The sequence below is a fragment of the Phycobacter sedimenti genome (assembly GCF_038148855.1).
GTDB classification, from domain to species: Bacteria; Pseudomonadota; Alphaproteobacteria; order Rhodobacterales; family Rhodobacteraceae; genus Phycobacter; species Phycobacter sedimenti.
Map to the genome: position 1 here is coordinate 412,265 of NZ_JBBVGR010000003.1, position 15,615 is coordinate 427,879.

The 15,615-nt window shown below is 60.5% G+C and carries 16 protein-coding genes; 10 read left to right on the top strand and 6 right to left on the bottom strand.

Going from position 1 to position 15,615, the window contains the following annotated elements; translation table 11 throughout:
- Positions 1 to 34 precede the first annotated feature (34 nt).
- The 10 genes from AADA15_RS07630 (at position 35) to AADA15_RS07675 (ending at position 8,162) form a co-directional block, all read left to right on the top strand.
- Positions 35 to 1,339, top strand: coding sequence for a M24 family metallopeptidase (locus AADA15_RS07630; RefSeq protein ID WP_341640945.1), 1,305 nt, complete (start codon positions 35 to 37; stop codon positions 1,337 to 1,339).
- The gene (argE, locus tag AADA15_RS07635) at positions 1,227 to 2,384 is read left to right on the top strand and encodes an acetylornithine deacetylase (RefSeq protein ID WP_341640946.1); all 1,158 of its coding nucleotides are present in this window, start codon (positions 1,227 to 1,229) and stop codon (positions 2,382 to 2,384) included. Before AADA15_RS07630 ends, argE begins: the two co-directional genes overlap by 113 nt.
- Before the next feature lie 61 nt (positions 2,385 to 2,445).
- Positions 2,446 to 3,147, top strand: a complete 702-nt coding sequence (locus AADA15_RS07640; protein WP_341640947.1) for a GntR family transcriptional regulator — start codon at positions 2,446 to 2,448, stop codon at positions 3,145 to 3,147.
- 182 nt (positions 3,148 to 3,329) lie between these two features.
- Positions 3,330 to 3,944, top strand: a complete 615-nt coding sequence (locus AADA15_RS07645) for a ribonuclease D (RefSeq protein ID WP_341640948.1) — start codon at positions 3,330 to 3,332, stop codon at positions 3,942 to 3,944.
- Positions 3,941 to 4,909: a KpsF/GutQ family sugar-phosphate isomerase gene (locus tag AADA15_RS07650; RefSeq protein ID WP_341640949.1), complete on the top strand. Its 969-nt coding sequence runs from the start codon at positions 3,941 to 3,943 to the stop codon at positions 4,907 to 4,909. The genes AADA15_RS07645 and AADA15_RS07650 overlap by 4 nt, the downstream gene beginning before the upstream one ends.
- Positions 4,910 to 4,930: 21 nt before the next feature.
- Positions 4,931 to 5,533: an LPS export ABC transporter periplasmic protein LptC gene (gene lptC, locus AADA15_RS07655; protein WP_341640950.1), complete on the top strand. Its 603-nt coding sequence runs from the start codon at positions 4,931 to 4,933 to the stop codon at positions 5,531 to 5,533.
- A 24-nt stretch (positions 5,534 to 5,557) separates the two neighbouring features.
- Positions 5,558 to 6,046 carry a lipopolysaccharide transport periplasmic protein LptA gene (gene lptA, locus AADA15_RS07660; protein WP_341640951.1) on the top strand — a complete coding sequence of 163 codons (489 nt, stop codon included), beginning with the start codon at positions 5,558 to 5,560 and terminating at the stop codon, positions 6,044 to 6,046.
- Entirely contained in the window at positions 6,046 to 6,807 is a 762-nt protein-coding gene (lptB, locus tag AADA15_RS07665; protein WP_341640952.1) for an LPS export ABC transporter ATP-binding protein, read from the top strand. Before lptA ends, lptB begins: the two co-directional genes overlap by 1 nt.
- A gap of 272 nt (positions 6,808 to 7,079) precedes the next feature.
- Positions 7,080 to 7,643, top strand: coding sequence for a ribosome hibernation-promoting factor, HPF/YfiA family (gene hpf, locus AADA15_RS07670; protein WP_341640953.1), 564 nt, complete (start codon positions 7,080 to 7,082; stop codon positions 7,641 to 7,643).
- Between the two features lie 54 nt (positions 7,644 to 7,697).
- Complete coding sequence (locus tag AADA15_RS07675; RefSeq protein WP_341641021.1) at positions 7,698 to 8,162, top strand: PTS sugar transporter subunit IIA; 465 nt, start codon at positions 7,698 to 7,700, stop codon at positions 8,160 to 8,162.
- 33 nt (positions 8,163 to 8,195) lie between these two features.
- Here the strand turns inward: AADA15_RS07675 and AADA15_RS07680 are convergent, their stop codons facing one another.
- The 6 genes from AADA15_RS07680 to galU form a co-directional block, all read right to left on the bottom strand.
- Positions 8,196 to 9,632, bottom strand: a complete 1,437-nt coding sequence (locus tag AADA15_RS07680) for a nodulation protein NodH (RefSeq protein WP_341640954.1) — start codon at positions 9,630 to 9,632, stop codon at positions 8,196 to 8,198.
- Positions 9,633 to 9,637: 5 nt separating this feature from the next.
- Positions 9,638 to 11,377: a DUF5927 domain-containing protein gene (locus tag AADA15_RS07685; protein ID WP_341640955.1), complete on the bottom strand. Its 1,740-nt coding sequence runs from the start codon at positions 11,375 to 11,377 to the stop codon at positions 9,638 to 9,640.
- Complete coding sequence (locus AADA15_RS07690; RefSeq protein ID WP_341641022.1) at positions 11,374 to 12,360, bottom strand: glycosyltransferase family 2 protein; 987 nt, start codon at positions 12,358 to 12,360, stop codon at positions 11,374 to 11,376. The genes AADA15_RS07685 and AADA15_RS07690 overlap by 4 nt, the downstream gene beginning before the upstream one ends.
- Positions 12,361 to 12,533: 173 nt before the next feature.
- Positions 12,534 to 13,577, bottom strand: coding sequence for a glycosyltransferase family 2 protein (locus tag AADA15_RS07695; protein ID WP_341640956.1), 1,044 nt, complete (start codon positions 13,575 to 13,577; stop codon positions 12,534 to 12,536).
- A 1-nt stretch (position 13,578) separates the two neighbouring features.
- On the bottom strand, positions 13,579 to 14,568 hold the full coding sequence (galE, locus tag AADA15_RS07700; RefSeq protein WP_341640957.1) for a UDP-glucose 4-epimerase GalE: 990 nt from the start codon (positions 14,566 to 14,568) through the stop codon (positions 13,579 to 13,581).
- Positions 14,569 to 14,626: 58 nt separating this feature from the next.
- Entirely contained in the window at positions 14,627 to 15,520 is an 894-nt protein-coding gene (galU, locus tag AADA15_RS07705) for a UTP--glucose-1-phosphate uridylyltransferase GalU (protein ID WP_341640958.1), read from the bottom strand.
- Positions 15,521 to 15,615 lie beyond the last annotated feature (95 nt).

The following is a 15,615-nucleotide window of genomic DNA, read 5'->3' on the forward strand; positions in this document are numbered from 1 at the left end:
GCGATAATCCCACAACCCTTTGTCAGAGGTCGCCATGCCACTGGAACACGCCCCTTTTTCGCACGGCGAATACGTCCGCCGCATCGCCAAGACCCGCAAGGCCATGGAGGCCGCCGGGATCGAGGTTCTGTTTGTGACCGACCCGTCAAACCAGGCCTGGCTGACCGGCTATGACGGCTGGTCCTTCTATGTGCATCAGGGTGTGATCCTCGGGCTGAACGGCGATCCTATCTGGTGGGGGCGTACCATGGACGCCTTTGGCGCCCTGCGCACCGTCTGGATGGAGGAGAAAAGCGTCATCGGCTATGACGACCGCTATATCCAGTCCACCACATGCCACCCGATGGAGGATCTGGCCGCCCACCTGACCCGGCTGGGTTATGGCAGCGCGCGGGTCGGTGTAGAGATGGAGAACTACTACTACTCGGCCAAGGCCCACGCGGAACTGGCGCGGAACCTGCCGAACGCCACTCTGATGGATGCCACAGCCCTGGTGAACTGGCAACGCACCGTGAAATCGGACGAAGAGCTGATGTTCATCCGGCGCGCCGCCCGCATCAGCGAACACATCGTCAATCTGGCAATCGAACGCGCCCGCCTCGGCCTGCGCAAGAACGAGCTGGTCGGCGATATCCTGCAGGCCGGCGCCTATGGCGTGGGCGACGACTGGGGCGACTACCCCGCCATTGTACCGCTGACGCCCTCGGGCCTGGATGCCACCGCAGCGCACCTCACATGGGACGGGCGGCCGATGCAGACGGGCGAAGCGACCTTTTTTGAACTGTCCGGCTGCTATCGCCGCTATCACGCACCGCTGTGCCGCACCGTGCACCTGGGCAAACCGCCGCAGGAAATGCTCGACGCGTCCGAAGCCCTGAACGAGGGGATCGAGGCGGGGATCGAAGCCGCAAAGGCGGGAAACCGCGCCTGCGACATTGCTAATGCCCTCAATGGTGCGCTGAAAAAGGCCGGGATCGATCGCAACGGGCGCTGCGGCTACCCGATCGGCCTCAGCTATCCGCCGGACTGGGGCGAGCGGACGATTTCCCTGCGTGACACAGATGAAACCGTACTGGAGCCGGGCATGACCTTTCACTTCATGCCGGCGCTCTGGATGGACAGCTGGGGCCTTGAGACAACCGAAACCATCCTGATCCACGAGAGCGGCCCCGCCGAGGCGCTATGCAACGTGGAGCGCAAACTCTTTGTCAAAGACGAGGTTCTCAATGACCTTCCTGCCCCGAACGACGGATTTACTGGGCGAACTCATCGCGTTACCGACCGTCTCCGCGAGCAGCAACCTGACATTGATGTCTCTATTGGCGGACCGGCTGGATAGCGCAGGCGCAACGGTTCACATCTGGACGGACGAGACTGGCAGCAAGGCCAACCTCTTTGCCACCATCGGACCGGACCGGGACGGCGGCATCGTGCTGTCCGGTCATTCCGACGTGGTGCCGGTCACAGATCAGGACTGGTCCAGCGATCCGTTTGAGATGATCGAACGGAACGGAAATCTGTATGGCCGCGGCACCTGCGACATGAAAGGCTTCATCGCCGCCGCGACGGCGATGGCGCCGCACTATGCCAGCCTGAACCCATCCCGCCCGATCCACTTTGCATTCACCTATGACGAGGAGGTCGGTTGTTTCGGCGCGCAGGCCCTGGCCAAGTCGCTGAAAGAACGTGATATCCGGCCCTCGGTCTGCATCGTCGGGGAGCCGACGATGATGCGCATCATCGAAGGGCACAAGGGCTGCTATGAGTACTCCACCCATTTCACCGGCCTAGAGGGGCACGGATCCGGGCCAGACCTTGGCGTCAACGCCGTGGAATATGCCGCGCGCTATGTGGCACGTCTGCTGGAGTTGAAGGACGCCTTGCGCGCCCGCGCGCCCGAAGGCAGCCGGTTCGAGCCGCCCTGGACCACCATCAACACCGGCGCGCTGGTGGGCGGCCATGCGCACAACGTGATCCCCGGCAAGGCGCGGGTGGATTGGGAAATGCGCCCGGTGCAGAAATCCGATGCCGATTTCGTCAAGGAGGACCTTGAGCGTCTTTGCAGCGAGGCCCTTCTTCCGCAGATGCGTGCGGTCTGTCCCGAGGCGGAGATCGTGACCGAGGTGATCGGAGAGGTCGATGGTCTGGAGCCGGCCTCTGAAAACGAAGCCCGCGAGATCCTGCAGGAACTGACCGGAGCGAACGGTGCCGATCTGGTTGCCTTTGGCACGGAGGCGGGCATTTTTCAGGGGCTGGGCATGAACGTGGCTGTGTGCGGACCCGGATCCATTGAACAGGCGCACAAGCCGGATGAGTATGTCTCGCTAGATCAACTGTCCCAATGCCTTGGCCTGCTTGAAGGGATCGGCGCAAAGCTGCGCTGACACGCGGTTTGCGCCATTTGACGGAGGCAGATAAACAGGCGCTCAACCAAGGGGGCCGACCATGACTGCATCCTCGTCCAACACCACGCTGGACCTCGACAACTCCGACTACAGCGCCCGTGACCGGTTCGAGCTGATGCACCGCGAAATCCGCGACCGCATCTGCCTGCTGGACTATGCCCCCGGCACCCGCCTGTCAGAGGTCGAACTGGCCGAGGAATTCGGCGTCAGCCGCACCCCCCTGCGGCGCGTTCTGGCTCGGCTCGAAGACGAGGGGCTGGTGCAGTCCGTGCACGGCGTCGGCACCTTTGTCACGGACGTCAATCTCGACGAGCTGGCACAGACCTACCGGCTGCGGATGGAGCTTGCAGGCATGATGGGACGTGTGATGCCTGCTGCCCCGGATAAGGCACTCCTTTTCGAGTTCCGCGCCCTCTCAGCCCGCTCCAAATCCCTGCTTCAGGACCCCGCTCCACGCGACTTTGCCCGGCTGATCACCGATTTCTTCCTCGCCACGTTAAAGCTGACCGACAACATGCCGCTGCGCGCAACGGCCGAACGGCTGTACTATCAGACCTCGCGGATCTGGCTGACCTCGGTGGCGGATTCGGTGATCGATCTGGGCGAGGAAATGCGCATATTCGACGGGGAGCTCGACACCGTGCTCTCGGCGCTGGAGATCGGGGATCTGCAGGCCGCCGCCATGCTGCAACAGGCCCATATCTCCATGAGCTTTGCCCGTATGTCGGCGCAGCGGCTTTAAAACCAACGCCATTTCCCCGGCAGCCTGACAGGCATAAACCGCATGTTAGCATCCATGGGGTCCAGTGCGGAGGGACAAGACGATCCCCGCCAGTAGCCGTCACAGTTGAGTTCGCCGACTTTAGCGCTTATCTCGGCACAATGGCGGCGCGCGCGGGGCCGCCCAGACAAAGGATACCTCCATTGGCCAATCACCTTTACAAGAACGATCTGCCGGACGGGCTGGATCTGGGGCCCATCGTGGCCATTGATTGTGAAACCATGGGGCTGAACCCCCACCGGGACCGGCTCTGCGTCATTCAGATGTCCGGGGGCGATGGAAATGCGCATATCGTGCAGATCGAAAATGGCCAGAACGCGGCGCCGAACCTGTGCCGGATGCTGGAAGATCCCGCCGTACTGAAACTCTTCCACTTTGGCCGCTTTGACATCGCCGCCATGTACAACGCCTTTGGCGCGCTGGCCGCTCCGGTCTATTGCACCAAGATCGCCAGCCGCATGGTGCGCACCTATACGGACCGCCATGGCCTTCGGAACCTGTGCCAGGAGCTGATCGGCGTCGACATCTCCAAGCAGCAACAGATGAGCGATTGGGGCGCGGAAACCCTGACCGAGGCACAGCTGGAATACGCCGCCTCGGATGTTCTGTACCTGCACCGCCTGCGCGATGAGCTGGACAAGCGTCTGGCCCGCGAGGGACGCACAGAGATGGCCCAGGCCTGTTTCGACTTCCTGCCGATGCGCGCGCGCCTGGACCTCGAAGGCTGGCCCGAAACCGATATCTTTGCCCACTCATGACCGAGACAGAACAGCTCCTCGCCACCGCCCGCCAGGTGGCTACAGATGAAGCCCGCGCGCTGGACGCGCTGGCCGAAAGCTTTGACACCCGCTTTGCAGATGCAGTGCGGCTGATCCTCGAAGCCAAGGGACGCGTGATCGTCAGCGGCATCGGCAAATCCGGCCATATCGGTCGCAAGATCGCCGCAACGCTTGCCAGCACCGGCACCCCCGCCCATTTCGTGCATCCGGCCGAGGCCAGCCACGGCGATCTGGGCATGCTCTCCAAAGGCGACGTCGTCTTGGCAATTTCGAACTCCGGTGAGGCACCGGAACTTGCGGATCTTCTGCTGTTTACCCGCCGGTTCGACATTCCGTTGATCGGCCTTTCCAGCAGGCCCGGCAGCACCCTGATGACGCAAGCCGACGTGCACCTGCAGATCCCCGCCATGGGCGAGGCCTGCGGATATGGCATCGTTCCGTCGATCTCAACGACGCTGACCCTTGCGATGGGGGATGCTCTGGCGATTGCCATCATGAAGTACCGCGACTTCCGCCCGGAAAACTTCCGCGACTTTCACCCCGGCGGCAAACTGGGCGCGCGCCTGTCAAAGGTACGCGATCTGATGCACGAGGGTGGCGCGCTACCGCTGGTGCAGAATGCAACGCCCATGTCCGACGCGCTGATAGAAATCAGCCAAAAGGGATTTGGCGTTGTCGGTGTAACGGACGCAAACGGAGCTCTTGTCGGCATCATCACCGACGGCGACCTTCGCCGCCATATGGCAGGGCTTTTGGATCACAGCGCTGCCGACGTGATGACCGAGGCTCCCACGACCATTGCGCCCGGTGCCCTGGCCGAGGAAGCCGTCGCCATGATGAACGCCCGGAAAATCACCTGTCTTTTTGTCGTGGATCCCGAAAACGGTCCCGAGGCTTTGGGCCTTCTGCATATTCACGACTGCCTGCGGGCAGGCCTTGGTTAGACTGCCGGGAGGGCACAGCAGATGGACCGCTACTCGCGCACGGTTGCCTACCTCAAGGTGCTGTTACCCCTGACGGCGCTTGCGCTGCTGTCCATGCTGTTCCTCATCTCACGCGGGATCGACACGGAGGCAGTCATCCCCTTTGCCCAGAAAGAGATCGAAGAGCGGATGCGCGGCCAGCAGGTTACCGCCCCGTTCTTTTCCGGCACCACGGCACAGGGGGATGAGATCATGGTGACAGCCAGCATCGCGCGCCCCGGAAGCTCCTCCGGCGGCGGGGCCATGGCCAGTGACCTGCAGGCGGAAATCAGAATGTCAGGAGGCGGAAAGATGACCTTGTCCTCTGACAGCGGCAGCATTCACCCTGGCCGGGATATGGCACAGTTCACCGGTAACGTCGTACTGACCTCTGCCGACGGGCTGGTTGTTGAGACCGATGAACTGGAAAGCTCTCTCAGCGCTGTGCGAGCCGAGAGCCCGGGGCCTGTTCGCGCGACCGGCCCCATGGGGGTTTTGACTGCGGGGCAGATGCTGGTGCGCGCTGAAACACAAGGTGCCCCTGTGCAATTGCTATTTAAAAACAGTGTCAAGCTGGTATACGATCCCAGCAAAGCAGAAAGATAGACCGTGTTAAGATTGTCCGCCTTGATGACTTGCCTGCTCTGCGCCCTGGCGCTTCAGGCCTCTGCCGCATTGGCCCAGACCGGCAGTATCGCCTTCGGCGAAGTGAAAGCCGACCCCAGCCAACCGGTTGAAGTCACAGCAGATTCTCTTGCCGTGAACCAGGCGGATGGCTCGGCCGAGTTCACCGGCAATGTTCTGATCATCCAGGGTGTCATGCGTCTGTCGGCTGACCGTGTTCTGGTCATCTACAAGACCGATGAGACCGGCAAACGTGGCATCGATCAGCTGACGGCAACGGGCAATGTGCTGTTGGTCAGCGGCCCCGACGCAGCCGAGGCTGAACGGGCCGATTACTCGATAGACAAAGGTACGATAGTGATGAGCGGGAATGTCCTGCTCAATCAGGGCGACAGCACGCTGACTTCGAACCGGCTGGAAGTGAACCTGACCACCGGAACAGCCAATATGGCAGGCCGGGTCAAGACGATCCTGAACCAGGATGGCGACAACTGATGTTAGCCAAACCCGATCTGAAAGTCACCGAAGGATCCTCTGGCCTTCGGATTGAACGCCTTCGCAAGAGTTATCGCAAGAAGGTGGTGATCCGGGATGTCACCATGCGTCTGGACCGGGGTGAAGTCGTGGCTCTGCTGGGGCCGAACGGGTCGGGCAAAACCACGAGTTTCTACGCCATTGCGGGCCTTGTCTTCCCTGAGGCGGGCACCGTCACCATCGACGGGCAGAACGTGACCACGCTGCCAATGTATCGCCGGGCGCGCCTTGGGATCGGCTACTTGCCACAGGAAATGTCCATTTTTCGCGGGCTTTCGGTCGAAGACAATATTTCAGCCGTGCTGGATATCGCGGAAAAGCACGAGCACAAGCGGCGCGAACGGCTGGAGGAGCTGCTATCGGACTTTTCGATCGAGCATTTGCGGCGTGCGCCAGCCCTGGCCTTGTCCGGGGGGGAACGTCGGCGTGTCGAGATCGCCCGCTGCCTCGCTGCCAATCCGAAATACCTTCTGCTCGACGAACCCTTTGCCGGGGTCGACCCGATCTCGGTCGGCGATATCCGGCACCTGGTTGCCGACCTCAAAAAACGCGGCATCGGTGTTTTGATCACCGATCACAACGTACGCGAAACCCTCGAAATCGTGGACCGCGCCTATATCCTGCACGATGGGCAGGTTCTGATGTCGGGCACACCGGCAGAAGTGGTCGAGAACGAGAACGTCCGCCGCGTTTATCTGGGTGAGAACTTCCGGATCTCCTGACCGCTGCAGCTACAGGTGATTCGGCTTTTTCCCGCCGGTTTGCCATTCCTTCACCAATTGCAGCGCTTCTGCATTGACTCTGCCCCGCAGTTGTCATGGAATTGTTTCATGGCAAATGTGCAGTTCGATGCAGTCCGCAATCAGGCCTTGGCGACAAGGTCCGGTCGGTTGCTTACGGGCGTTTTGCCTAATCCCCTCATCCGCAGCTGAACATCTTTTACCGGGCTTGGCCCCGGTGGCGTTGCGGGTGGCTTTTTTGTGAAGGAGATCACATGCGTTACAAAATCAGCGGTCAGCAGATCGATATAGGCGAAGCATTGCAAACTCATGTGAAGGACGAGCTGGGCGCAGCGGTGGCGAAATATGCAGAACGGCCCACGGATGCCGCCGTGGTCTTTTCCCGCTCGGCGCATGAATATGTCTGCGAGGCGACAGTTCACCTGTCGACCGGCCTGACTGCTCAGGCCAAGGCGCATGCCAATGAAATCTATGCCGCTTTTGAGGGTTGCTGCAGCAAGATGGAGAAACAGCTGCGGCGCTACAAGCGGCGCCTCAAGGACCATCACCGGGATCGCAGCGAACCAGTTGAACTTATGGGCGCCAGCTCCTATATCCTCGCCTCTGACGAAGCGGAGACCGAGAACGAACCCGACTCGCTGCAGCCGATCATCGTGGCCGAGATGGAAACCAAGATCCCATCCCTGTCCGTTGGCGAGGCAGTCATGCAGATGGAGCTGGCCGGGGCGCCCGTTCTTGTGTTCCGCAATGAAGGCAAAGACGGACTGAACGTGGTTTATCGTAGGGACGATGGCAATATCGGCTGGATTGATCCCTGATAGAAAACCCTGCGGCGCGCCGGATAAGGCGGCCGAGCGGAGCAGATGACAGAGATGCAGATTTCCAACATCCTCAAACCGGAGGCCGTCCGCGTTATTGGCGGCGTCTCCAGCAAAAAACGGCTGTTCCAGGAAATCGCTGAGATCGGGCAACTTGCCTATCATCTGGCTGCGCAACCCACGGTCGAGGCTCTCCTGGATCGCGAGAGCCTTGGCCCCACGGGGGTAGGACACGGCGTTGCCCTGCCCCACGCCCGCCTGAACGGGCTTTCCGAGGTTTGCGGTGTCTTCGTGACCCTGGAAAAGCCAATGGATTTTGCTTCGGTAGACCGCCAGCCTGTCGATATTGCCTTTGCGCTGTTTGCGCCGGAAGACGCAGGCGTCGAACATCTCAAGGCGCTGGCCCTCGTGTCGCGCACGCTGCGTGAGCAAAGCTTCTGCACCAAGCTGCGCGCCAATAATGATCCGGCGACGCTCTATACCATTCTGACAGAGAACCAGCCTGTTCAGGCAGCCTGATTGGGCAGCCTGAACAGCGCACGCGGGTCAGTTTCAGCCCCGCCCCCGCCAGGGTCCGAAGCCAAAAACCAGATAGTCGCGCTGGTAGATCGTGGAGATCACCTGTTCCAGATCCGCGTCATAGATATCCTCCAGGCCGTAGGGGCCGGTCGGTTCTGCCTTGCGGAACACCGGTGCACTGTCTTTCCCGAACCGCTGCGCCAACGCGGGCAGGTCCTGCTGGAGTTCGGCTTCCCTCAGAACAAAATCAGGCGACGCGAGTTCCGCAAATCCGGAAACGGCCTGTGACTGGCTGGCCCATTCCGCGTCCACGCGCACAGATGTCTGACCTGCCAGATTTGATTTTACGAAGGCCAGAAAGGCTTCGAATGCCAGGCGGTGGTCGTCGCGGGCGTAAGTCCCGTCCAGAACATCCTTTGGCAGAGGCACCTTGAAACGCCTGCGCAGGGTTTCACGTATGCCGCCGTAACTGCCGGGACCGGAATTCAGGATCCGGTGACAGAACACCTCGTGGATCCGTTCGGCTGGATGGCAAAGCACCGTGAAGCTGCGAAAGCCCCTGTTGCGCGCCTTCCATTGACGCAGCTGCTTTTGGTTCATCCCGGTGATCAGCTCGTCCGGCTCCACATCATCCAGCGCAGCCAGCCAGGCCGCAACTGCGCCTGCGGGTCCGCCGCGCACCGGAAGAAACAACAATGGCGATTTCGCGGCGGCCACATAGCCTGGCACGGCAGGGCCGCGACGCGGTTCGAAATTTGGCGTACGGGTCAGGTTGAACTGGTCCATTTCCGCCATGGCAAGGGCCACGTCGTCCGGATTCGACACCTTGGACAGGGTCGGCGCAGGGTTCTGCCGCTTCAGGCTGTCGTCCAACGCCGTCAGGCGGGAGGAAACACCCAGCCATTTGGCAAGACCATTCATGACCTTGACGCTTTGCAAGTCCTCATAGGCCACATAAAACGCCGTCTGCCCACCTTCCTGAAGCCGGTTCAACAGTCTGACTTGGAACTCTTGCAGTTCAGAAAGGTGCCGGGCGAATTCCACGGCATCAAAGTCAACCTGTGCTTCCTTGCGGCGTTTGACATTCGTCAGCTTCCATTGCCCGGTCTCTCGCGCGATCTTCTTCGAAATATAGCTATCCAGCGGATTTCGGGTCAGAACAATCTTGGCGCATCGCGGGTCCTCGAGCACGAGGTCGAAGACCCGTGGATCGTGATCGTGGAAGTAGCGAAAGCCGCCCAGAACATCCGGTTGAGCCCGGATGCGCTCAATCAGCTCCGTCGGCTCTGCCTCACGCTGGTCCTGCGTCACCCCCAAAATCTCGGTGCGGTTGGGATAGCCGATGAACTTGGGATTGAAAGCCTCCCCATGACAGACCACGCCATCGAGCGCGTTCAGGTTGGCTTCAAGAAAATTAGATCCCGTGCGCATTTCCGCAAAGACAACGAAATAGTCGAATGGAGAGATCATCACGTCTATCGCACCAAATAGGGTTTACGAGGAGAATTTTGCATGGCAGCGGGCTCAGGCGCCACCGGGAAATCCCCCATCAGATAGGGATGCATGCCCTGGTTCTTGAGGTTTTGAAGAAACTGGCCGAACCCCTCCAGATCAACCATCTTGGGCACCTCATTCAGGTGACGCGGCCCCTGCACGCCCAGTTCCTCAAGGATGCTTTGCAAAGGCTCCATGGGCGCCTCGATAAACTCGGCCATTGTCCAGATCCGCACCCGCGCCTTGGCATCATGTTCACGCAACACCTTGAGCTGGGCCGCCTCCGTTCGCTGCAACCGCGCTGCAATCCGCCGCAGCTCCGAGAAACTGCCCTTGGCACGCGACAACGGCACCGCCCATGCCCCACTGATGACCGAGACCTGTGCATTCGGATCATTCACAATGAAAGGCACGATTTTCTGGCGATCCTGCGGACCGAACTGGAAGCACTGGCGTTCGCCGCGCGTGTTCCAGATGAGATTGGTCAGGAACCGCTCGGGATTGTAGTCGCGCCACTTTGCATTCGCGCTGAGCGCGCCATTCACAATCGGCTCATCACCTGCGAACTCGACCCGATCAGGCGCGAACAGATGGCCATGTACCTTTGCGCCAGTGTTCCTTGCCAGCCAGATATCAAAGTCCTGAAACAGTTCCGCAAAGCCCTGAAACACCGAGTAGGGGTTCGCCGTCACCGCGTTCACGGCCCAGTCATGAGGATACCGGCTTTGCATGTACAGACCCGCACGGCCGCGGGTTCGGCGCTCGACCGCCTTGCTGAACACCCGATCAATTTTGCCCGGATTCGGCTCCATACCCGTCATGGCCCCCCGCGGGTTGTCGAGGAAGACTTCATACAGCCGGTCCGCCCGAGGCCAGATTTTACGCGCCACAAAACAATCCGATCGGCGCAACAACTGCAGGTGGTCATCATAGAATATGTGCGGCTTGCCTTCGAAATCGAACTTGGACAGCGTCAGCGACCTGCTCTCGATCCTTGGTGAGTGCAGGCGGGCAAGGGTCTGAAAGTAGCTTTCGTCGGGGATCCAGACCTTGCAAAAATAGTGATCATAGGTTGGCCGGTCAGGATCGGTCAGAATTGCGGAAAGTGTCTTTCTGGTCAGGCACCACCACTGGCTGCCCATATGAGGCGCCAGGCCGGTCGGGATACGCCGCTTGATCCGAAGCTTGCGCTGCAATTCCACGTAGCGGTCGAAGAGATATCTGTGCCGTTTCCAAGAAAAGGGGAACCGAAGCGTAAAGCGCTCCACGTCCAGACCGCCCACGATCCAGGGCACATCGGCGATTGTGGCGCTTTCGATGAAATCGGTTTCCGGTCTGGCCGCCAGATAGTCGACCAGATCCTGCACCGGCCGCAAGGGCAGGCAAGAGCCGGACGACAGATAGACATGGCGCACGCCGGGATGCTGCCGCAGCATCTGTTCTGAGGCCGATTGCGAGGCTGCCACGATACCCCAGGTGCCCCATTCGCAGCGATGGCGACGGGAAAAAGCGATCAGATCCTGGTCCGACAGAGCCTCGCGAAACCGGCTGAATTCTCCCGACGGTACACTGCGGTCAACATGGATCACCACAGGGCAGCCGCCTGCCGCCCAGTGCCGCGCCACCTGCTCGGCCCGGTCAAGCGCGGTGTGCACCAACATCACAATGCCGACCGTGCCGCTGTTCGCAGCCTCGCGGTCCGGGGCTTGCGGACGGCTCATGCCCAGTTCCCCTTGGACATGAGGCCGAGGATCTCCAGCTGACGCCAGTTGATGTATCGCTCGCTCCACTTGCACCACAGCTCGGGGATTTCCTGCGAAGCCTCGGCATAGGCCTTGTATTCCGCCGATTGTGCGTAGTGCTGGTTGCGGATCAGCTCCTCTTGCGCCTTGGCTCCGAAGGTATTCAAGAACTTCGCATGCAAAAGGGCGCCACTTGCCTTTTCCCCGCCACCCGTCTCGTACACACGGTTCAGACCACGCGGCAGCAACGCGTGGGTCGAACTGACATAGGCGTATTTGCGATCCCATTTCACAAGCGGGATCTTGTTCAGCGCTGGCGCCTTTTGCGGCCTGTCCGCAAAGAACACCCGTGCCCGCGGCCCACCCTGGATCCACAGGTTGCCATAGGCGGGGTTCAGGCTGATCGAGTAATTGCCGCTATCGAACCAGTTCGCAACCTCAAGAGGGTCCTGCCCCGGCTCGTAGGCTGCCTCGTTGATCTGTCCCTTCGGGTAAAGATCAATCAACATCGCCGAGAAGCTTCGGATTGCCGAATTGTCGAGCCAATCCGTCAGCGCCCGGATCGGGCGTGTGTCACAGAAGGGGTAGACGAAGAACTCATCCGGATCCACCACAAGCACCCAGTGCCCGTGCGCGTAGCGGCGCTTGAGGTAGTTCATCCAGTCGATGCCAAACCCGGCACGCCGGTAGCTCGCCTCGGTCCGCCACAGCGAGACGTCCTGCATTCCGGTCAGATACTCGGCGGTTCCGTCGTTCGATCCGTTGTCCAAAAAAAGAAAATGATCGATCCCGAGACCGCGATAATACTCGAGAAAATAGGGAAGCCGGATCTGTTCGTTGCGCATGGTCGAAACCAGAAGGATATCATCCGGACGGATGGCCTTGGTATTGTCCTGAACGCAGGTCAGTTCACGGGATTTGCGCAGGGCCCGGGCCAGCCTGTACTTGCGCCGGATGCGCATGCGGTAAGACTGCCAAAGACCCACGTCCACTCCTTATTCGTCTTCAAGCCCGATCCGGCGCCGCCCCATATCTACGGCTGGCCGCAATATGTCACGCACCAAGAGTATTAACAACGAATTTAGAAACAGTTACGCCGTTCTGCCAAGGCCCTTCACACCGCAGGGAAGCGAGCTCACCACTCCGGTTTGCGCATCAGACCGAGAGCCACAAGCTGCTCAGGCCCGCCGTATTGCAGGGATCTTTCGCTCCAAAGGTCCGGCGCAGCGGTCAGGCGATCATAGTAGGTGTCAAAATCGGTGGGGGTGTGGAAATGCTGCTGGCGCTGCTTTTCTGTTGCCGATTTCTCAACAATTTCGGGCAGGAATTTCGTGTGCAACAACACACCCGACGGCTGATCCCCATGAGGCCCATCGTAGAGACCATTCAGGATGGGCGGCAAGGCGCTGTGGGTGGAATTCACATAGGTGTAGCGGCGGTTCCAGCGGATCAAAGGGATCTTGTTCAGGGTTGGAGAGCGACGCGGATCCGCAGAAAAGAAGACCCGCTCCCGCGCACCGCCCTGCAGCCAGAGATTTCCCATCGGGCGTTGGCGCACGGCGCGATAGGGCGCCGCGTCGAACCATTGGAGCACGTCCAAGGGGTCCTGCCCGGCAGAATAGTGGACCTCATCCAGAGGACCACGCGGATAAAGGTCCAGCATCATTGCCCCAAACCCGATGCGGCCCTGACGGTTCAGCAGAACTGTCAGCGCTTTCAGGTCATGGGCCTCAATCCCGCCGTAGGTCAGCAGCTCATCCGCATCAACTGTCAGGCACCAGTGATCGTGACCATATGTCATCAGGAGATATGTCAGCCAGTCGACCCCGAACCGTGACGCCCTGTAGCCCCCATCCGTATACCACAACGAAACATCACCCTGCCGCAACAGCATCTCTGTGCTGCCATCATCGCTACCGTTGTCGACCACCAGGAAATGGTCGATGCCAAGGCGCCGGTAGTAGTCCAGGAAGTAGGGCAGCCGCGCCATTTCGTTGCGCAGCACCACAAAGGCCAGAAGGTCGGCGGCCGCGATGTCGCCGGTCTTGTCCAGAAGAGTCTTCAGCTGATGGCGTGACCGCCAGGATCGCCATAGCAACCGCCGCCTTTTCCATCGCAGACGATAGGCCGCGCGCCAGCCGATCCCTGGCATCTCGGCAGCGACGCGGGGGCCATCCATATCAGGACTCGTAGTGGCCGGTCTGGTACCACTTCCAGGCATCGGCGATCATCGTCTCCAGGTTCGAGCGTTCTGGTTTCCAACCCAGATCGGTGATCGCGCGCGTAGAGCCTGAGACCAGTTTGGTGCAGTCCCCCGCCCGGCGCGGTCCTTCGGTACAAGGGACCTTTCGACCTGTGACCTCTTCAGCCTTGTCCATCACCTCCCGCACGGAAAAACCACTTCCGGTGCCAAGGTTGAAGATCTGGCTGCCCTTGCCGTCCTGCAGCCACTTGAGGCCCAGAATATGGGCGTCGACCAGATCGCAGACATGCACATAGTCGCGAATACAGGTGCCATCGGGCGTGTCGTAATCGGTGCCGAAAATGGTCAGCGCGTCCCGTTTGCCATCAATCGCATCCAGCACCAGAGGCACCAGATGAGTTTCGGGGCGGTGGAATTCCCCCACCTCGGCCTCTGGGTCGGCACCTGCCACATTGAAGTAGCGGAAGATCACCGAGCGCAGGCCATGGGCAGCGCCGAAATCCTTGAGCATGTCCTCGACCGCGCGTTTGCTGGCGCCATAGGCATTGAGCGGCAGCTGCGGCGTGTTTTCGTCCAGCACCACGTTGTCATGTTCGCCATAGGTGGCGCAGGTGGAGGAGAAGACGAAATCGAGGCACCCGGCAGAGACCGCCGCCTCGATCAGGTTCAGGGATCCCCCGGTGTTGTTCGCCCAGTAGCGCCCCGGCTGGCTCATCGCCTCACCGACCTGGCTGAGAGCGGCAAAATGCATCACCGCAATAGGCTGATGCCTGGCAAAAACCGCATCAAGGCGCGCGCGATCCGCCAGATCGCCCTTCTCGAAGGGGCCGAACTTGACCGCCTCCTGCCAGCCGGTCACCAGGTTGTCATAGGTGACAGGTGTAAATCCCGCGGCCTTCAGGGCCTTGCAGGCGTGCGAGCCTATGTACCCGGCGCCGCCGGTCACCAGAACCTTTGCTTCTGTCACTGCATCCTCAATTCAACGTGGCCGGTCTGCCCATGCCGGGAACCGGGCCGACGTAACGCTATTCGGCAGCCTTCCCGACCTGAGCGATTTCAGTGATATACTGCAACAGCTCATCCCGCAATTCTTCGCGCGCCAGTGCGAAGGAGACCGTTGCCTGCAGGAAACCGGCTTTGGAACCGCAGTCGAAGCGCTGGCCGCGGAAACGGTAGCCATAGACCGGAACATCTTGCTCGATGTCCTGGGCGATCGCATCCGTCAGCTGGATCTCACCGCCCGCGCCCTGCTTCATCTTGTTGAGATTGCGCAGGACCGACGGCTCCAGGATATAGCGGCCGATCACCGCAAGATTGGACGGCGCCTCGCCCATGGGTGGTTTCTCCACCATGCCGCGCGCCTTGACCACTGACCCCATGTCCTCTTTCACGTCAAGAACACCGTAGGCGCCTGCCTTCTCCGGGGCGACTTCCATCGCGGCGACCATGTTGCCGCCGGTTTCCGCGTAGGCTTCGACCATCTGCTGAAGGCAGGGCTTTTCGGCCGCGATCACATCATCGGGTAGGATTACCGCAAAGGGTTCGTTGGCAATCAGGCGCCGCGCGCACCAGACCGCGTGCCCCAGACCCAAAGCCTGATGCTGGCGGATATAGGCAATCGCACCACTATCCATGTTGGTCTGTTTCAGCGCCTCCAGCAGCTCGGTCTTGCCCTTCTTGCGCAACTCCTGCTCCAGCACCGGGGAGTGGTCGAAATAGTCCTCCAACGCGCCCTTGCCGCGCGAGGTGACGAAAATGAATTCCTTGATGCCCGCAGCCCGAGCCTCGTCAATGGCGTACTGCACAAGCGGCCGGTCCACCAGCGTCATGATTTCCTTGGGCACGGATTTGGTTGCAGGCAAGAACCGTGTCCCCAGACCTGCAACCGGAAAAATTGCCTTTGTCACTTTCTTACGCATGATGGTCTCTCAGTGTTTTCTTGGGACTATAATACCCGAAATTTTCACAATATCCCGCCACAGCCAAAGCGCGCCTGTGACAGGCTCATCCGAAC